This window comes from Streptomyces sp. SCSIO ZS0520, assembly GCF_025643355.1.
In the GTDB taxonomy this organism is placed as follows: domain Bacteria; phylum Actinomycetota; class Actinomycetes; order Streptomycetales; family Streptomycetaceae; genus Streptomyces; species Streptomyces physcomitrii.
Map to the genome: position 1 here is coordinate 6,996,955 of NZ_CP092644.1, position 17,904 is coordinate 7,014,858.

Annotated in this window: 17 protein-coding genes; 8 read left to right on the forward strand and 9 right to left on the reverse strand. The window is 74.2% G+C overall.

Annotated features, from left to right (window positions below; translation table 11 throughout):
* Window positions 1–19: 19 nt before the first annotated feature.
* The 4 genes from MID12_RS28460 to MID12_RS28475 all read left to right on the forward strand — a co-directional run bounded on the left by MID12_RS28460 (window position 20) and on the right by MID12_RS28475 (window position 4,400).
* Window positions 20–967: an ABC transporter permease gene (locus MID12_RS28460; RefSeq protein WP_040255005.1), complete on the forward strand. Its 948-nt coding sequence runs from the start codon at window positions 20–22 to the stop codon at window positions 965–967.
* Window positions 964–1,836 (forward strand): ABC transporter permease, encoded by an 873-nt coding sequence (locus MID12_RS28465; RefSeq protein WP_263171779.1) that lies wholly within the window; start codon window positions 964–966, stop codon window positions 1,834–1,836. Before MID12_RS28460 ends, MID12_RS28465 begins: the two co-directional genes overlap by 4 nt.
* Window positions 1,833–3,548 (forward strand): ABC transporter ATP-binding protein, encoded by a 1,716-nt coding sequence (locus MID12_RS28470; protein ID WP_263171780.1) that lies wholly within the window; start codon window positions 1,833–1,835, stop codon window positions 3,546–3,548. Before MID12_RS28465 ends, MID12_RS28470 begins: the two co-directional genes overlap by 4 nt.
* Before the next feature lie 63 nt (window positions 3,549–3,611).
* Window positions 3,612–4,400 carry a class I SAM-dependent methyltransferase gene (locus tag MID12_RS28475; RefSeq protein ID WP_263171782.1) on the forward strand — a complete coding sequence of 263 codons (789 nt, stop codon included), beginning with the start codon at window positions 3,612–3,614 and terminating at the stop codon, window positions 4,398–4,400.
* A 269-nt stretch (window positions 4,401–4,669) separates the two neighbouring features.
* Here the strand turns inward: MID12_RS28475 and MID12_RS28480 are convergent, their stop codons facing one another.
* A complete protein-coding gene (locus tag MID12_RS28480; RefSeq protein WP_263171784.1) occupies window positions 4,670–5,221 on the reverse strand; it encodes a CGNR zinc finger domain-containing protein in 552 nt (183 codons plus the stop codon).
* A gap of 56 nt (window positions 5,222–5,277) precedes the next feature.
* Here MID12_RS28480 and MID12_RS28485 point away from each other — a divergent pair, with 56 nt between their 5' ends.
* Window positions 5,278–7,014, forward strand: a complete 1,737-nt coding sequence (locus tag MID12_RS28485) for an MFS transporter (protein ID WP_263171786.1) — start codon at window positions 5,278–5,280, stop codon at window positions 7,012–7,014.
* A 105-nt stretch (window positions 7,015–7,119) separates the two neighbouring features.
* Here the strand turns inward: MID12_RS28485 and MID12_RS28490 are convergent, their stop codons facing one another.
* From MID12_RS28490 to MID12_RS28510, 5 genes are all read right to left on the reverse strand, one after another.
* On the reverse strand, window positions 7,120–9,516 hold the full coding sequence (locus MID12_RS28490) for an ATP-binding cassette domain-containing protein (protein WP_040255009.1): 2,397 nt from the start codon (window positions 9,514–9,516) through the stop codon (window positions 7,120–7,122).
* Between the two features lie 236 nt (window positions 9,517–9,752).
* A complete protein-coding gene (locus MID12_RS28495) occupies window positions 9,753–10,169 on the reverse strand; it encodes a VOC family protein (protein WP_040255010.1) in 417 nt (138 codons plus the stop codon).
* Window positions 10,170–10,317: 148 nt separating this feature from the next.
* The gene (locus tag MID12_RS28500; RefSeq protein WP_040258449.1) at window positions 10,318–10,710 is read right to left on the reverse strand and encodes a helix-turn-helix domain-containing protein; all 393 of its coding nucleotides are present in this window, start codon (window positions 10,708–10,710) and stop codon (window positions 10,318–10,320) included.
* A 169-nt stretch (window positions 10,711–10,879) separates the two neighbouring features.
* Window positions 10,880–11,788 carry a class I SAM-dependent methyltransferase gene (locus MID12_RS28505; protein ID WP_263171790.1) on the reverse strand — a complete coding sequence of 303 codons (909 nt, stop codon included), beginning with the start codon at window positions 11,786–11,788 and terminating at the stop codon, window positions 10,880–10,882.
* Window positions 11,789–12,008: 220 nt separating this feature from the next.
* Window positions 12,009–12,602 carry a helix-turn-helix domain-containing protein gene (locus MID12_RS28510; protein WP_186095482.1) on the reverse strand — a complete coding sequence of 198 codons (594 nt, stop codon included), beginning with the start codon at window positions 12,600–12,602 and terminating at the stop codon, window positions 12,009–12,011.
* Window positions 12,603–12,790: 188 nt separating this feature from the next.
* Between MID12_RS28510 and MID12_RS28515 the strand changes: the two genes are divergently transcribed.
* Window positions 12,791–13,330, forward strand: a complete 540-nt coding sequence (locus MID12_RS28515; RefSeq protein ID WP_263171793.1) for an AAA family ATPase — start codon at window positions 12,791–12,793, stop codon at window positions 13,328–13,330.
* A 124-nt stretch (window positions 13,331–13,454) separates the two neighbouring features.
* On the opposite strand, the gene MID12_RS28520 is transcribed toward MID12_RS28515, so the two are convergent.
* From MID12_RS28520 to MID12_RS28530, 3 genes are all read right to left on the reverse strand, one after another.
* Window positions 13,455–14,459 carry a MerR family transcriptional regulator gene (locus MID12_RS28520; protein WP_263171795.1) on the reverse strand — a complete coding sequence of 335 codons (1,005 nt, stop codon included), beginning with the start codon at window positions 14,457–14,459 and terminating at the stop codon, window positions 13,455–13,457.
* On the reverse strand, window positions 14,460–15,152 hold the full coding sequence (locus MID12_RS28525; RefSeq protein ID WP_040255014.1) for a HEAT repeat domain-containing protein: 693 nt from the start codon (window positions 15,150–15,152) through the stop codon (window positions 14,460–14,462).
* A gap of 185 nt (window positions 15,153–15,337) precedes the next feature.
* A complete protein-coding gene (locus MID12_RS28530) occupies window positions 15,338–16,075 on the reverse strand; it encodes a VOC family protein (RefSeq protein WP_263171797.1) in 738 nt (245 codons plus the stop codon).
* 516 nt (window positions 16,076–16,591) lie between these two features.
* Between MID12_RS28530 and MID12_RS28535 the strand changes: the two genes are divergently transcribed.
* Window positions 16,592–17,086 (forward strand): Pycsar system effector family protein, encoded by a 495-nt coding sequence (locus MID12_RS28535; RefSeq protein WP_263171799.1) that lies wholly within the window; start codon window positions 16,592–16,594, stop codon window positions 17,084–17,086.
* Complete coding sequence (locus MID12_RS28540) at window positions 17,083–17,814, forward strand: Crp/Fnr family transcriptional regulator (protein ID WP_263171801.1); 732 nt, start codon at window positions 17,083–17,085, stop codon at window positions 17,812–17,814. The genes MID12_RS28535 and MID12_RS28540 overlap by 4 nt, the downstream gene beginning before the upstream one ends.
* The last annotated feature ends 90 nt before the right edge of the window (window positions 17,815–17,904 follow it).

Genomic DNA, 17,904 nt, shown 5'->3' on the forward strand with positions numbered 1-17,904 from the left:
GGCGAGGGGACCGCTGAGCATGCTGCGCTACGCGCTGCGCCGCGGCCTGCTCACCCTCGGCCAGCTCGCCGTGCTCGCCGTCGTCGTCTTCCTGCTCACCTCGATGCTGCCCGGGGACGCCGCCGAGGTCGCCTTCAACGAGCAGGCCGGGGCCGTCCAGGTCGACGAGCTGCGGGCCCGACTCGGCCTGGACCGGCCCCTGGTGGAGCGCTTCGCCGACTGGTCCGGTGCCCTGCTCCACGGCGACCTCGGCACCTCGCTCGCCGGGCACCAGCCCGTCACCGCGATCCTCGCGGACTCCCTGGCGGCCACCCTGCTGCTCGCCGCGGTCACCGCCGCCCTGGTGGTGCCGCTCGCCGTGGTGCTCGGCCTCCTGATGGGGCTGCGCGCCGGGACCCGCCTGGACCGGGCCCTGTCCGCCGTGCTGCTCGCCCTCACCTCGCTGCCCGACTTCGTGCTCGCCCTCGCCCTGGTGGCGGTCTTCTCGCTGCGCCTCGGCTGGCTGCCCTCGACCTGGGTGGGCGCGGACAGCGGCGATCTGCTGCGCCACCCCGCCCTGTTCGTGCTGCCGGTGGCCGTGCTCCTCGCGCGTACCGTCTGCCTGCTCTCCCGGCAGATCCGCGCGGGCACCCTCGCCGCGCTCTCCGCGGGCTACGCGGTGCAGGCCCGCCGCCTCGGGGTGCCGCGCGGGCGGCTCGTCCTCCGCCATGTCCTGCCCAACGCGGCGGTCCCCGGGGTGCAGGAACTCGCCCGCACCGGCGACCAGTTGCTCGGCGGCGTCCTGGTGGTCGAGGCGGTCTTCGCGATCCCCGGCACCGCGACCGCGCTCGTCGACGCGGTGCAGAACCGCGATGTCCCCACCGTGCAGGCGCTGACCCTGCTGCTCGCCGCCCTCGCCCTGCTCGTCAACCTCGCCGCCGACCTGGTCTGCCACCGGCTCGCCCCGCGCACGGAGGTGCTGCGATGACGGCCCCCGCCCCACACCGCCCCCGGCGCCTGCTCGCCACCGGAGCGGCCCTGCTGCTCGCCCTGCCGCTCGCGACCGCCCTGTTCGGGCCCCTGCTCGCACCGCTCGTCACCCCCGCGGACGGCGCCCCCTACGCCCGAGGCGGCGGGCATCCGCTCGGCACCGACGGCATGGGACGCGATGTGCTCGGCCTGCTGCTGCGCGGCGGACCCAGCGCCCTCGGGGTGGCCACCGGCGCGGTGGCCCTCGCCTACCTCCTCGGCGGCACCCTCGGCCTCGCCGCCGCGGCGAGCAGGCACCAGGCGGTCGACGAGATCCTGATGCGGCCGGTGGAGATCCTGCTGCCGCTGCCCTCGCTGCTTGTCATCAGCGTGGTCGGGGTGGGCTGGCGCGGGCAGCCGCTCGCCATCGCGCTGACCGTGGCGGCGCTCAACGTCCCCGCCGTGGCCCGCCTGGTCCGCGCCGCCGCGCTGGACGCCGCCGGGAGCCCGGTGGCCGAGGCGATGCGGATGCAGGGCGAGTCCCGCTCCCGGGTGCTCTTCGGCCACATCGGCAGGGCGGTGCTGCCGGTGGCCGCCGCCGACATCGGCACCCGGATCGCCACCGCCGTCTTCACCGTCGCCGCCGCGAACTTCCTCGGCCTCGGCATGGAGCCCACCTCCGCCGACTGGGGCGTCACGGTTGCCGGCAGCCGCGAGGCCCTGCTCGTCCAGCCCTGGGCGGTCTGCGCCCCGGCCGCGATGCTGGTGATGTTCACCGTCGGCCTCAACCTCCTCGCCGACCGCCTGCTCGCCCCCGCCGCCGAGGCGGGTACGGCCGCCCCCGCGGGCCGGGCGCTCGCGGTACGGGCCGAGGAGGCACCCGAGTGAGCGCGCCGACCGAGGAGTTGACCGGGGAGCCGACCGGCCGGGACCCGCTGGTCGAGGTCCGCGCGCTCACCGCGCGCGCCGGGGACCGACTCCTCCTCGACGGGGTCGACCTGCGGCTGGCGGCCGGCCGCGTCACCGCGCTGGTCGGGCCCTCCGGCAGCGGCAAGACCACCACCGCGCTCGCCCTGCTCGGCGAGTACGAACCGGGGGTGCGCCTGAGCGGTGAGATCACCGTCGCGGGCGTCCCCGTGCTCGGCCCCGGCGGCGTCACGGACCGCGCCGCCGAGGTGCGCGGCGGCACCCTCGCGTATATGCCGCAGCACCCCGGCAGCGCGCTCAACCCGGCCCGGCGCACCGGCGCCGTGCTCACCGAACTCGCCCGGCTGCACCGCCCGGAGCCGGGACGCACCCCCGCCGAGTCGGCCGCCGCCGCGCTCGCCGGGGCCCAACTCCCGTACGACCGGGGCATCTTGCGCCGCTTCCCGCACCAGTTCTCCGGCGGGCAGCGGCAGCGGGTCGCGCTGGCGCAGGTCCTGGCCTGCGGGCCGCGGGTCCTCGTCCTCGACGAACCGGGCACCGGTCTCGACGCGGTCACCCGGCTCGACCTGACCCGCGAACTCACCGCCCTCGCCGGTCAGGGCCTCGCCCTCCTCCTGCTCAGCCACGACCACGGCCTGGTCCGCGCGCTGGCCGACCGCGCCGTCCGCCTCGAAGCGGGCAGGGTGGCCGCCGAGGGCAGCCCCGCCGAGGTGCTGCCCCGCACCGCCCTGCCCGCGCCGCGCCCGCGCCCGCAGTCCGCACCGCCGGTGGCCGCCGCCGAAGGCCTGGAGGTCAGCGGGCTGCACGCCTGGCTGCGCCCCGGGGGCCGCGGCCGGGTGCTGCACGACATCGGCCTGCGGCTCGCCCCGGGCGGCTGCCTGGCGGTCGCCGGGCGCTCCGGCAGCGGCAAGACCACCCTGGCCCGCTGCCTGGCCGGACTCCACGAGCGCCACAACGGCCAAGTCCACCTGGACGGCGTGAGGTTGGACATCCTGCGCCGCCGGGGCACGGCACAGATCCGCCGGCTCCAGTACGTCTGGCAGGAGGCGAAGGGCTCCTTCGACCCGCGCCGCCCGGTGCTCGACCAGGTGGCCCGCACCGCCGTACGGCTGCGGGCGCTGAGCCCCGCCGCCGCCCGCGCGGAGGCCGCCGCCCTGCTCGACGAGCTGGGCGTGCCCGAGGAGACGGCCCGGCGCGGCCCCGGCGGGCTCTCCGGCGGCGAACTCCAGCGGGCCGCCTTCGCGCGCGCCGCACTGGCCCGGCCCCGGGTGCTGATCTGCGACGAGGTGACCAGCGCCCTGGACCCGGTGGCCGCCGCCCGGCTGCTCGCGGTGGCCGACCGGCTGCGCTCCGAGGGCACCGCCCTGCTCTGGATCAGCCACGAGCTGGGCCTCGTACGGCAGTTGGCCGAGCATCTGGTGATCCTCGACGCGGGCCGGGTGGCCGAGGCGGGGGAGTGCGCGGCGCTGCTCGCGGCACCCCGCTCGGCGGCGGGCCGGGAGCTGGTCGAGGCGGCGCTGAGCGGACAGGAACCGGCGGAAGAACCGGGCCCGGAGGCGGCGACGGTCCCCGGACCGGGCCCGCGACCGCTGGAGCAGGGATCAGGACGGGGACCAGCACAGGGATCAAAGCAGGGATCAAAGCAGGGATCAGGAAAGGCCGTCCCGCGCTGACGGAGGCCGTGACGAGGAGCGTCGCGGGCCCGCCACCGGGGCCGGAGCAAGGAGGCAGGACGCATGACCGTGACCGCGAGCGGTACGAACTGGGGTGCCTGGCAGGAGAGTTGGGACCGCCAGCAGGAGTGGTACATGCCCGACCGCGAGGAGCGGTTCCGGGTCATGCTGGACCTGGTCGAGGCCCTGGTGGGTACCGAACCGCGCGTCCTCGACCTGGCCTGCGGCACCGGCAGCATCACCGACCGGTTGCTCCGCCGCTTCCCCGGCGCGCACAGCACCGGCGTCGACCTCGACCCGGCCCTGCTGACCATCGCCCGCGGCCACTTCGCGGACGAGCCCCGCGCCGCCTTCGTCACCGCCGACCTCACCGGCCCCGACTGGCGGTCCGCCCTGCCGCACCGCACCTACGACGTCGTCCTCACCGCGACCGCCCTGCACTGGCTGGACGAGGCCCCGCTGCGGAGGCTGTACGGGGAGCTGGCCGAGGCGGTCCGGGAGGGCGGCGCCTTCCTCAACGCCGACCACATGACCGACGAGTCCGCCCCGCGCATCAACGCCGCCGTCGCCGCCTTCCACTGTGCGCGCAAGGAACGCGCCCTGGCCGAGGGCGCCTTGGACTGGTCCCACTGGTGGCGCCACCTCGCCGAGGACGAGGCCCTCGCCGAACCCGCCGCCCGCCGCTTTGCCCTGCTCGGCGACCCCCGCACCCCGGCCGACCACGCGGCACCCCGCCCCGACCGGCCCACCACGGTCCAGTGGCACGCCGACACCCTCCGCGCCCAGGGCTTCACCGAGGCCCGACAGGCCTGGTGCTCGACTACGGACGCGGTGATGGTGGCACTGCGGTGAGGGCGGGGCGGGTTGTGGTGAGGGTCGCGCTGCGGTGAGCGTGGCTCTGCCGCGTTCGCCTGGCCCGCGTCCGCCTGGCCCGTACGCCCGGCCTGCGTTCGCCGGGTCCGCGTCCGTCCGGTCCGGGCTCGCCTGGTCCGGGCCTGCTCGACCCGTGTCCGCTCGGTTCGCTTGCGCCTGGCCCCCGTCCGCCTGGCCCCGTCCGTCTGGCCCCCGCTCGCCCGGCTCCGTCCGCTTGGCTTCTATCCGCCCGGCTCCGTCCGCCCCGCTCAGGAGCGAGCCCGGTGCGCCGCCACTCTGGACCGCGTCGCGCACCGGCGTGAGCAGTACCGGCGGGCCATTCCGCTGCCCTGGGCGAGGTAGACGCGTGTACAGCGGTCCGCGGCGCAGACTCCGCCCGGGGGCCGCTGCTGGTCCCAGACCAGCACCATCAGGGCGAGGCAGGAGGAGGCGAGGAACCACTCGTCCCAGGGGGCCTCGTCGCTGCTGTCCAGGTGCGGGTGCCAGGGCGTGCCGCCCTGGTGGGCGCTGAGCCGCAGCGCGCCGGGGGTCCGCGCCAGGAGCTGGTTCAGCGCCTCGGCCGCCGCGTCGGTGCCGTCCGCCGCGAAGACGGTACGCAGCTGTCGCGCCACCTCGCGCATGGCGCTCACCTCGGCTCCGGTGAGCGTGAGCGGGCCGCGTTCCCCGTAGGCGCGCAGCACCTCGGCCACCGCCTCCGAGTCGGCGTCCTCCTCGGAGAGGACGTTCACCAGAGCCGCGGTCCGGCGGGCGTTGGTCAGGACCGAGTGGCGCGTGGACCACTCGTACGCGGAGGCAGTCACCGGCCCAATGTAACGCGCCTGGTCAACTTCTGCGTTACGTCCCTACCGTGCCGCCCATGCGAAACCGTCCCCCCGGCGGCCCCGGTCACCCACCCCGAGCCCGGCCCGACCGCCTTCCCCGCACCCGGCCCGAGCACAGTGCGGGCGCCCGGCCCGAGCGCAGTGCGGGTGCCTGGCCGGACCGCAGTGCGGGCGCCCGGCCGGACCGCACCCCGCGCGTCTACCTCGGCGGTGCCGCGAGCGCCCGTACCGGAGACGAACTCTGCGGCCCCGCCCTGCTGTTGACCGCGCTGGCCGTCACCGGTTCCGCCGCGCGGGCCTCGGGGCTGCTCGCCGCCCTGACCGCGGCGGCGGCGCTCGGCGGGCCGCTGCTCGGCGCCCTCCTCGACCGCTCGGCGCGGCCGGGCCGACTGCTCGCCCTCGCGCTCGGCGGCCACGCGGCGGCGCTGCTCCTGCTGCTCGTGAGCCTCGGCCGCGCCCCCTTCGTGCTGAGCGCGGCACTCGCGGGCTGCGCGGGCCTGCTCGGCCCCGCCCTCTCCGGCGGCTGGACCTCCCAACTGCCGCGCCTGGTAAGCCCCGAGGGCCTGGCACGCGCCAACGCCAGGGACGCCATGACCTTCCAGTTCGCCGCGCTCGCGGGCCCCGCCCTCGCCGGTACCGCGGCGGCACTCGCCGGGGCACCGTACGGCGTCCTCCTCGCCGCCCTGCTCATCGGGGCGGCCGCGCCGGTGGCCCTGCGCCTGCCCCCGCGAGGCGGGGCACCCGGCGGCCGTCCGGGGGAGCAGAGCCGCACACGCCCTGAGGGCCGCACGCCGGACGGGACGGCCGTCTGCCCGCCGGGCACCGCCGCTCAACTCCCCGCCGACTTGCGAGACTTGGCGCCCCGCCCTGCGTTGCCGGGCCGTGTGCCCCGACTTCCCTCGTGCGTCAGCGACCTGGTGCCCAGTCGTACGCCGCCGAGACTCACGGCTCAACTCCCGTCCGTGTTCCGCCACTTGGCGCCCATCCGTAGGCTGCCGGGCCTCATGGCTCAACTACCCGTGTGCGTCCGCGCCTTGGCGGCCGTCCGTACGCTGCCGGACCTGGCCGCCCGCTTCCGCGTCGGCGCCCGCGCGAGGTCGGCCACCTGGGCGCCGCCCGGCCTGGCGGCCGAACTCCGCGCGGGTGTCCGCGCCTTGGGGGCCACCCGCGCCCTGGCACGGGCCACCGCCGCCTCCGTGTGCGGGTGTGCGGGCGAGGGCGCGTTTCTCGCCTGCGTCCCCTTGTTGGGCGCGGCGGCCTTCGGTGCGCCGGGGCGGGGCGCCCATCTGCTGACCGCGGCGGCGCTCGTCTCCCTGCTGAGCAATGCGCTGCTCGCCCGCCGCGCATCTCTCGTCCGGCCCGAACTCCTGCTGTTCTGGACGCCGTTGGCGCTCGCGGCGGCCTGCCTGCTCGCGGCCACGGGTGTGCCGCTGCTGCTCCTGGCGGCCGTCCTGCCCCTCGGGGCGGCCGGGGGTCCGCAGCTCACCGCCCTGTTCGCGGTGCGCCACCGGGACGCGCCCGGTTACCTGCACGCGCAGGTCTTCACCACCGGGGCCAGCCTGAAGATCACCGGCTTCGCCGCGGGCACCGGACTCGCCGGGCTGCTCGCCACGTTCTCGGTCCCCGCGGCACTGCTCGCCGCCGCCGCGCTCCACGCTCTCGGCGCCCTGGTGTGCCTGCCGCTCCTCACCCGCCGGGGGAGCGGGCGTACCCCCGGTGGAACCGAGCGGGCCGCCCGCGCCCCCGAGTCCGGTCCCGCGCACGGCAGTTGACGGGATCGGCCCTCAGCTCGCCCGGGCGACCGAACCCGCAGAGAGCCCGCCCGGGCGACCGGATCCGCCGACAGTCCGCCCGGGCGAGCGGACCGGTGGTCGGCCTCACCCGCCCACGTACTCCGCCAGGTGCTCACCGGTGAGGGTGGACCGGGCCGCGACCAGGTCCGCGGGGGTGCCCTCGAAGACGATCTTTCCGCCGTCGTGGCCCGCGCCGGGGCCGAGGTCGATGATCCAGTCGGCGTGGGCCATGACCGCCTGATGGTGCTCGACGACGATGACCGACTTGCCGGAGTCCACCAACCGGTCGAGCAGGCCCAGCAGTTGCTCGACATCGGCGAGGTGCAGTCCGGTGGTCGGCTCGTCGAGGACGTAGACGCCGCCCTTCTCGGCCATATGGGTCGCCAGCTTCAGCCGCTGCCGTTCGCCGCCGGAGAGGGTGGTGAGCGGCTGGCCGAGGGTGAGGTAGCCGAGCCCGACGTCCGCGAGCCGGTCCAGGATCCGGTGGGCGGCCGGGGTGTGCGCCTCGCCGGAGCCGAAGAACTCCTCGGCCTGGGCCACCGACATCGCGAGCACCTGGCTGATGTCCCGCCCGCCGAGGCGGTACTCCAGGACCGAGGCCTGGTACCGCCTGCCCTCGCACTCCTCGCAGGTGCTGGCCACTCCCGCCATCATCGCCAGGTCGGTGTAGACGACCCCGGCGCCGTTGCAATGCGGGCAGGCGCCCTCGGAGTTGGCGCTGAACAGCGCGGGCTTCACGCCGTTGGCCTTGGCGAAGGCCTTCCGGATCGGTTCCAGCAGACCGGTGTACGTCGCCGGGTTGCTGCGCCGCGAGCCGCGGATCGGGCTCTGGTCGATCGACACCAGACCCTCGGCACCGGCCTGCCCGGGCAGCGAACCGTGCACCAGCGAGCTCTTGCCGGAACCCGCGACCCCGGTGACGACGGTCAGCACCCCGAGCGGGATGTCCACGTCGACCTTGCGCAGGTTGTTCGCGGTGGCCCCGCGGATCTCCAGGGCGCCGCTGGGCTCGCGTACCGCCTCCTTCACGGCGACCCGGTCGTCCAGATGGCGCCCGGTGACGGTGTCGCTGCCGCGCAGCCCGGCGAGGCTGCCCTCGAAGCAGACGGTGCCGCCCTCCGTACCGGCCCCCGGGCCGAGGTCGACCACATGGTCGGCGATGGCGATCAGCTCCGGCTTGTGCTCCACGACCAGCACGGTGTTGCCCTTGTCGCGCAGCCGCAGCAGCAGTTCGTTCATCCGCTGGATGTCGTGCGGGTGCAGGCCCGAGGTGGGTTCGTCGAAGACGTAGGTGACATCGGTGAGCGAGGAGCCGAGGTGGCGGATCATCTTCACCCGCTGCGCCTCGCCGCCGGAGAGGGTGCCCGCAGGCCGGTCGAGCGAGAGATAGCCGAGGCCGATCTCCACGAAGGAGTCCAGGGTCTGCTGGAGCGCGGTGAGCAGCGGCGCCACCGAGGGCTCGGCCAGGCCGCGGACCCACTCGGCCAGATCCCGGATCTCCATCGCGCAGGCGTCGGCGATGGAGACCCGCTTGATCTTCGAGGCCCGGGCGCCCTCGGTGAGCCGGGTGCCCTCGCAGTCGGGGCAGGTGGTGAAGGTGACCGCCCGGTCCACGAACTCCCGGATGTGCGGCTGCATCGCCTCCCGGTCCTTGGCGAGCATCGACTTCTGGATCCGCGGGACCAGGCCCTCGTAGGTCATGTTGATGCCCGCGATCTTCAGCCGGGTCGGCTCGCGGTGCAGGAAGTCGTGCAGCTCCCGCTTGGTGTACCCGCGGATCGGCTTGTCCGGGTCGACCAGGCCGGACTCGGTGTACATCCGGTAGTTCCAGCCGCCCGTCTTGTAGCCGGGGATGGTCAGCGCGCCCTCGTGGAGCGAGAGCGAGTCGTCGTAGAGCTGGCCGAGGTCCAGGTCGGAGACCGAGCCGCGGCCCTCGCAGCGCGGGCACATGCCGCCGGTGCGCGAGTACGTCACCTTCTCCGCCTTCTTGGCGCCGCGCTCGACCGTCATCGCCCCGCTGGCCCGCACCGAGGGGACGTTGAAGGCGTAGGCGCCGGGCGGTCCGATGTGCGGCTCGCCGAGGCGGCTGAAGAGGATGCGCAGCATCGCGTTGGCGTCGGTGGCGGTGCCGACCGTGGAGCGGGGGTCGCTGCCCATCCGCTGCTGGTCGACGGCGATGGCGGTGGTCAGCCCGTCGAGCACGTCCACCTCGGGCCGCGCGAGCGTGGGCATGAAGCCCTGGACGAAGGCGCTGTACGTCTCGTTGATCAGCCGCTGCGACTCGGCGGCGATCGTGTCGAAGACCAGGGAGCTCTTGCCCGAGCCGGAGACGCCGGTGAACACCGTCAGGCGCCGCTTCGGGATCTCGATGCTGACATCCCTGAGGTTGTTCTCGCGCGCGCCGTGCACCCGGATCAGGTCGTGGCTGTCCGCGGCGTGCGGCGCGGGCGGCTGCGTGTCCGTCCCCTTGGGCTTGCTCATGCTCTCTCCGCTCTGTGGCAGGGTCCGCCCCCAGCGGTCCCCGTCCCCGTCCTTGCGTCCGTCTTCGTCTGCGCGTCCGTCTTCGGGTCCGGCTCACGCGGCCGGATCCGGCTCCGCCGTCGCGTCCGCCGATGGAACCGTCCGCGCTCGGCCCCGGGTCCTCCCAGGCCGGGGCCGGGACACTACCGTACGAACGGGTCATGTCCCGGCCCCCGGCGGTCCCGCCGCCCGCGGCCCTACTTCCCGCGGGCCTGGTTGAAGCGGAGCATGTTGCCCGCCGGGTCGCGGAAGGCGCAGTCGCGGACGCCGTAGGGCTGGTCGATCGGCTCCTGGAGCACCTCGCCGCCGGCCGCCCGGATTCTCTCGAAGGTGGCGTCCAGGTCGTCGGTGGCGAAGTGCACCCCGCGCAGCAGCCCCTTGGCGAGCAGTTCCGCCATGGCCTGCCGGTCGGCCGCGGAGGCGTTGGGGTCCGCGAGCGGGGGTTCGAGGACGACCTCCACATCGGGCTGGGCGGGGCTGCCGACGGTCACCCAGCGCATCCCCTCGAAGGAGACGTCGTTGCGTACCTCCAGGCCGAGGATGTCCCGGTAGAAGGCGAGCGCCTTGTCGTGGTCGTCGACGGCGAGGAAGCAGGTGGCGAGTTTGATGTCCATGCCGACGACGCTACGAGCCGGGGGCGGATCCTGCTTCTCCATTCCTGACCGGTTCGCCTGACCGGTTCGGCTGACCCGTTCGCCCGGCCGGTTCGCGTGAGCGGTTCGCCTGGCGGAGCCGGGCCGGAGCCCCCTTCCCGAGGGCGGTTCAGTTCCTGACCGGGCGGGTGGCGTACTTGGCGACGCAGGGCGGGATCGCGGCGCTCTCCTCGTGGCCGCGTGCGCGGTAGGCGCTCGGGCTCTCGCCGACCAGCTCCGTGAAGCGCGAGCTGAAGGAGCCCAACGAGGTGCTGCCGACCGCGAAGCAGACCTCGGTCACACTCAGATCGCCCCGCCGCAGCAGCGCCTTGGCCCGCTCCACCCGCCGGGTCATCAGATAGCTGTACGGGCTCTCGCCGAAGGCGGTGCGGAAGCTGCGGGAGAAGTGCCCCGGCGACATCAGCGCCACCGCGGCCAGCGCGGGAACGTCCAGCGGCTCCGCGTAGTCCCGGTCCATGGTGTCCCGCGCGCGGCGCAGCCGGACCAGGTCGTCCAGGTTCATGTGCCCCATTGTGGCCCCGGACGGCGTCGGCGCGACCTCCGGACGGCGTCCGCGGGAGGGCCCCGGGGCGCTCCCGCGGCCTGCTCCCCACCCCCGTACGTCCCGAACTCCGCCGAGGGGCGCGGAAGCTCATCGGTGCACGCGGTGCGCGCGGTGCGCGGGGTGCCGCTCAGTCGCGGCGGGCGGCCCAGGCGGTGCGCTCGGTGCGTACGGCCAGGTCGGCTCGGCGCAGGAGGCTCTGCGGGCCCGCGGTGTCGAGCAGCCGGTCGAGGGCGGCCAGGTCGCCGGGGGCCAGCTCGGCGGCGGCGCGCTCGCGCATCCGGCGCAGGCCCCCGAGCGCGTAGCGGCCCACGGCCTCGGTGTGCGGGGAGCCGATGGCGAGGCGGAGGGTGCGCTGATCCTCGACGGTGAATCCGGCCCCGGTGAGCAGGGGACCCCAGTCGGCGCCGCGGTGGGGCAGCTGGGCGGCGTGCCGGTGGTCGAGCACGGCGTGGAGGCGCTCCTCCAGGCCGGGGGCGCTCTCGGGGGCGTCCGCGGGGAGGAAGCGGGGGAACCCGGCGAGTTCGACGACCGCCAACAGCCCGCCAGGGGCGAGGAGTTCACGTACCCGGCGCAGGGCGCGGGCGGGGTCGGCCAGGTGGTGCAGGGAGGCCGAGGCCCACACCAGCTGCGGGGTGCCGAGGCCGGGCCAGGCGGATGCGTCGAGGTCGGCCTGTACGAGGCGCACCCGGTCGTCCGCTCCCACCGCCGCGGCCTTCTCGCGGAGCCGGTCCAGGTGCGCGGCGGAGGCGTCCACCGCGGTCACCTCGGCCCCGGGGAAGCGGCCGAGCAGGGCGAGGGTGCCCGCCCCGGTGCCGCAGCCCAGGTCGAGGATGCGGCGGGGCGCGGCCCCGACCGGGAGCCAGGCGGTGAGCGCGTCGAGGTGGTCGGCGAGGACTTCCGCGTCCAGGTCGAGGATCTCCGACTGGTCGGCGGTGTGGTCGTGGCCGCCGTGGCCGCCGTGGCCGCTCGCGTGAGTGGTGTGGGGCGAGGAGGAGTGCGGGGTGTGGGGCGAGGGGGAGTGCGGGGTGTGGTCCATGCCGCCAAGCTAGGCGGGTCTTGCGTCTACCGGGAGGATGTTTTCGCGATACGCAAGACGATGGCCCGCCCTGCTGCCGTACGCGCAAGAAGCGCTCGCGGCGCTCAGGGCATCCATGGCCTCCGCCACGTACACGCCTCCACCGCGCTCACAGCGTTCATGGCGTTCACGACGCTCTCAGTGCTCGCAGCGTTGGCAGTGCTCGCAGTGCCGGGAGCGCTCATGCCTCCGGGCTCTGCATCCCGCCAGGGTCCTTGCCGCGCTGGTGGCCGCGGCGGGCGTCGCGGTCGAAGATGCCGAGGATCTCGCAGGGGCCGCCCTCGGCGCCGATGGCGTGCGGGAGCATGGTGGGGAACTCCGCCGCCTGATGGGTCTCGATCCGCAGCCGCCGGTTGCCGAGGAGCAGCACCGCGGTGCCGGACAGCACCACGAGCCATTCGCGGCCGGGGTGGGCCCGCATCCGCGCGGGGTTGTCGGGCGGCGGTTCGGTCATCCGCTGGCGTACGACGGTCATGCCGGGCTCCGCCTTGAGGGGCCAGCGCATCAGCCCGTGGGCGGCGTCGATCATCGGGCTGGAGACGACCTCCTCGGCGGCGCTCTCGACCAGCTGGTCGAGGGAGGTGTCCAGCGCGCGGGCGAGCGTGACGAGCTGGTCCAGGGCGAGGCGCCGCTGCCCGTTCTCGATCCGGCTGAGCGTGGACTGGCTGAGCCGCGCCCGGGAGGCCAGCTCCTCCAGGGACCAGCCCTGGGCCACCCGCAGCGCCCGGATCCGCCCGCGTACCAAGCTGTCCAGTTCTCCGTCGGCCTGCGTCATGGGCAACACCGTATGCCCCTGCGGCAAGGCGCGGCGGCTCGGGCGTGGGGCGTGCGTGCGGTCGTACGGGACGGACCGCAGGAATGCGCACGGGACGGACCGCAGTAAGAGCGGAGCCCCGCGGCCCGCGACGGCCTCGCCCGACCGCGCGGCAGACGTACGCGGCCGGACCGCCCTAGCGTGGGTCCGTGATCGTATGGCTCAACGGCACCCATGGCGCGGGCAAGACGACGACCGCCGCGCAGGTGCGGCAACTGCTGCCCGATTCCCGGGTGTTCGACGCCGAGAAGGTCGGCGAGACCCTCATGGACATCACGCCGGGGCTGCCCGCCACGGACAACTTCCAGCACTGGCCGCCCTGGCGGCAGCTCGTGGTGGAGACCGCCCGCCGCGTCCTCGACTACACCGGTGGCACCCTGGTGATGCCCATGACCGTCCTGGTCGAGGAGTACTGGCGCGAGATCAGCGCGGGCCTCGCCCACCACGCCATCCCGGTACGGCACTTCGTCCTCCACGCGGATCAGGAGACCCTCCGCGCGCGTATCGCGGGCGACACCGCCATCGGCCCCGACTCCCCGTTCCGGCTCCGGTACCTCGCCCCGTACGCCGAGGCCGCCCGCACCTGGCTGCACACCGCGGCCGAGGTCGTCGACACCACGTACCTCACGCCCGCCCAGGCCGCCCGGCGGATCGCGGAGGCGGTCGGGAGCGAGGCCGCCGGAAGCTGAGGCCTCCTCGCCGCGCGTGGACCGGCGCGGGGCGCGCGGCACCCGGGGCGGGCCCCGTCATGGTCCCTCCGCGAAGCCCGAGCGAGCGAGCGGAGAGATACGCCGAGACCGTGGCGGCAGCCGGTCACCCCGCCCCGCGCAGCCGGAGCAGATAGCGCGCGGTCAGCGCGACGGCGGGGTCCGCATCCCCCGAGAGCGCCCCGAGGCCGTCCGCGGCCCTGGCCCCCGGGATGTCCGCCAACGCCTGGGTCAGCCGTCCGCGGGCGGGCGCCGCGGTGGTCTCGCGGCCGAGGCGTTCGAGGAGTTCGGCAGCGATCCGGTCCGCCGCCGCGGGGTCGCCCGCCAGCACGCTCAGGGCGTCGGCGGCGTCGGTGTCGTTCCGGCCCGCCACGATCATGTCCAGGAGCGTCGGGACGGTGCCGGTCTCCCCGCGCGTCCCGAGCGCCAGCGCCGCCTGCCCGCGGACCACCTCGTCGGGGTGGGCCAGGGCCTCCCGCAGCAGGGCGGCGGCCTCCTCGCCGGGCAGCTCGGCGAGGGACCGTACGGCCCGTTCGCGCACCGCGGCCGCCGGTGAGCCGAGGCCCTCCGCGAGCAGGGCCGGGACGCCCTCGCCGGAGCGGGCCAGCGCCCAGCGCAGGGCCCCGGCGACATGGGGCTCCGTCTCGTTCAGCGCCGCCTCGGCCAGGGCCTCCACCGGCACCGGGACCTCCTCGGCCGAGGAGAGGGCGGCGCGCTGGCGGGCGCCGGGGCTCTTCGAACCCAGCGCCTGGAGGAGGGCGACCACCCGCAGGACGTCGTCCCAGCCGCCGGGGTCCGCGGACCGGATCCGGCCCAGCCGGGTCAGCAACTCGCCCTCCGCCGCGAGGCGTTCGCGCGTGCGGCGGATGAGGTCGTCGACGAGCGCGGTGGGCGTGAAGCCCGGGTCGTCGAGCGCGCGTCCGATCTCCCGCAGCGAGAGCCCCACCGCCCGCAGGCTCTCGATGTGGAAGATCCGCCGGACGTCCTCCCCGGAGTACTCCCGGTAGCCGGAGCCGCTGCGGGCCGCGGGGCGCACCAGGCCGAGCGACTCGTAGTGCCGGAGCATCCGGGCGCTGACCCCGGACCGCCGCGCCACCTCACCGATCAACACCTAGAGGCCTCCCTCCGGTTCGGAGCCGCCGAGCGCCACGACGCGCTTCGCCTCCTCGACGGCGTACCCGAAGCCGGTGTCCGGGTCGCGCAGCAGCTGCCGGGTGGCCAGTGCGTGCGCGCGTACCCGGGGGTCGGGGGCCGCCTCCGCCGCGAGCAGCTCCGGCACGATCACCTCGCCCAGCGCGACCAGCGCCCGGCTCAGGCTCAGCTGCGTCTCCCGCTCACCGCGCCCGAGCTGCGTCGCGAGGGCCGCGGCCAGGGCGGGCTCCTCGCCTTCCGGTACGAGTACCACCGCGGCCCGCCAGGCGCTCCGCGCCACCTCGTCCTCGGCGTCGGCGAGGAGCGCCCGGGTGAGCGACGGCCAGGCCCCCCGGTCCCCGATCTTGGAGAGGGTGTGCAGGGCCTGGCTCCGGGCCTGGGCGTGCTCCGAGCGGAGTGCGCGGAGCAGCCCCGGCAGCGTCAGGGACACCGGGTGGCGGGTGAGTGCCCAGGTCAGCGTGTCGCGGACGAAGAACTCGGGCTCGCTCGCGCAGCGCTCGATCAGCGTGCCGACGTAGCGCGGGTCGGGGTGCGCACCGGCCGCAAGCGCCGCCCCCAGCCGTACGGACGGCCGCGCGTCCGCCAGCCCCTTGAGCGTACGTACCGCCTCCGTCTGCCCGGCCGCCCCGGACTCCTGTCCCGTGGTCGTCATCGAGACCACCTCCTCGACGAGGAGTGAAGAGCTTGCCACCGTGTCAAGGTCAACCGTGTCGAGGTCAACCGTGTCACGGTCAACCGTTTCAAGGTCAACCGTTTCAAGGTCAACCGCGACCGGGCCCGGCCGCCGGGAGGTCGTCGGAGCCCCGGCCGGGGGAGCGCACCGCCGCACGGCACTCCCTACGACCGGGCGAGGACGCAGAACTCATGGCCCTCCGGGTCCACCAGGCACGTCCGCGGGACCTCGCCCTGCCCGATGTCGAGATCCCCGGCGCCGAGCGCCCGCAGCCGGGCCACCTCCGCCGCCTTGTCGTCACCGGCGTCCGGCACCAGGTCGAGATGGACGCGGTCCGGCACGCTCTTCCCGCCGACGCGGAGGAATTCGAGGTACGGGCCGACGCCCCGGGCGGAGCGCCAGACCGCGCGCTGCTCGGTCACCTCGTGCAGGGTCCAGTCGATCGCCTGGTCCCAGAACCGGGCCATGGTCCGCGGATCCGCGCAGTCGACCACCACGGCGGCGATCGGCCCGGTGTCCCGGTAGACCTCCCGGGGTTCGAGCACGCAGAACTCATTGCCCTCCGGATCGGCGAGGACCGTCCACGGCACCTCGCCCTGGCCCACGTCGGCGGGGGTCGCGCCGAGGTCCCGCAGACGGGCGATCAGCTCCGCCTGATGGGCGGCGGAGGTGGTGGCGAGGTCGAGGTGCACCCGGTTCTTCACCGCCGTCTTCGGCTCCGGCACGGCGATGACGTCGAGGCAGACGGAGACCGGGTCCCGCCAGTCGAAGCCGTCCGGTTTGACGGCGGTCGCCCCGGGTTCCCCGCCGGAGGCCTGCCAGCCGAGCGCCTCCGCCCAGAACCGGCCGACCGCCGAGTCGTCGACAGCTTTGATGTTCACCAGGACGGGGCGCAGTGTCATGCCGGGGATCTTATGCACCTTGTGACCGAGAACTGTAGTTGGCGAATCATGGACCGGGACGCGCAGGTCGGGAGCACGTGGAGAATCCTTGTTGGCAAATCATGAGAGGCATAGTTGGCGAATCATGAGCTTGGATGCTCACTGTGAGTGAGTGATGGGGTGGGCCGGTTCCTCGTCGGCGATGCCGAGCGCCTGGTGAACTCGGTCCCGTAGGAGTCGGACGTTCGGGGTCGGGAAGTGGCGTCCGTTGTCAGTCCTGGGCGCTACCGGAGCGCTTCAGGTTCACGCTCGGCTTTGGCGCTGGTTCTTGTGGGATCCAGACGCTTTCGTTGTTGGCGCGTGTCCAGTACGCGGGGAGGAACCCTGTCGTCAGGCGAGTCGCATCCTGCTGCAGCACCCGGGGAGTCCGTTCTTGGCCAAAGTGTCCCAAGTGAGGTTTTCGGAACGCCTGCGTTGTCCATGCTTCTGCCCGGGCTGACAGGTGGATGCCCTGCCTGACACAAAGGGGGAGCGCTGATGGCGGTCGAGTCGACGGAGACTGCGTGGCGGATTCAGGCGGCCGTTGCGGATTTGACAGCCAAGGCTGATTCGAAGGCCTCGTTTGCGCTGACCATGCAATCCACGTCCTTGGCTGTCTTAGGACTGCTGGCGAGTTCTCAACGGTCCGCGGGTGACCTCGACTCGGGCGCATCACGGTTGTTGCTGTGGTGCGGCGTCTTGCTCATGGTGGGCGGCGCCTGCTGCGCTGCCTGGGCCATTTCGCCGAACCTCCGAAAGGAGCGGCGGGGGCCTGAACGGGATGACGACTTTTTGTACTTCGGGCATGTTCGACACTTGGAACCGGCGGCGCTCGAAGAGGTTCTCCGGGACAAAGATCCGTTGCCACCGCTGGCGCGGCAATTGGTGGTGATGAGCGAGATCGCCTGGATCAAGCACCGCCGTGTGCAGTGGTCGCTCATGTTTGCGGTTGCGGGCTGCACCGCCTTCGCTCTCGCGACCGTGGTCGGATGACATACCAGGAAGGCAGGCCGCTGATGAACTTCTGCTCCCTGGTATCCGCCGACGTATGGCGCGACCTCGTGGAACGCGGGCGCCGGCGAACGTTCCGGCGTGGATCCGTGCTGTTGCGAGAAGGGGAGTCGCCGGACTCCGTCATCGCACTGGTCGACGGCCTGGTAAAGGTGACGCAGATCAATGAGTGCGGGGACGAACTGACGCTGACGCTGCGCGGACCAGGCGAAGTGCTCGGGGAAATGGGCGTCTTACTCGGGCGCCCACGCTCGGCCACTGTTACCGCGGTCCGTCCGTGTACAGGCTTCGTTCTGCCGGCTCACGCCTTCCGCGGCTACATAGAGCGTCATCGCCTGGAGACGGTGGTCTACCGGCTGACCGTAGAACGGCTTAACAGCCACGAACGTTTGCGAGCGGACCTCGCGCACCTGCCACGCGTGGCGCGCATGGCCCGAATCGTCAGTCACCTCGCAGATGAAATCGGCCACCCGCACGGCGACGACGGCCTGGTCGTTGAGTTGGGCATGGTCCGCACGGAGCTGGCCACCATGGCGTCCATGAGTCGCTCATCAGCGCTTGACGCTCTCAGCCAGCTTCAGGCGGCCGGGGCCCTCACACTCGGCCGCCGGAACCTGGTTATCAACGATGTCGCCCACCTCAGGGCAGCCGCCCGGGACGAGAAGGAGCGTCCGGGGGGCATCGGCTGCCAGGGCGACGCCAGCATGTGACTCAGGGCACGCCCGTACCGTCCAGTCCTGGACCATCTCGTCCCTGCTGCTCCACGAGGGTCGTGTTCGCCGCGATTTCGCGGCACAGCA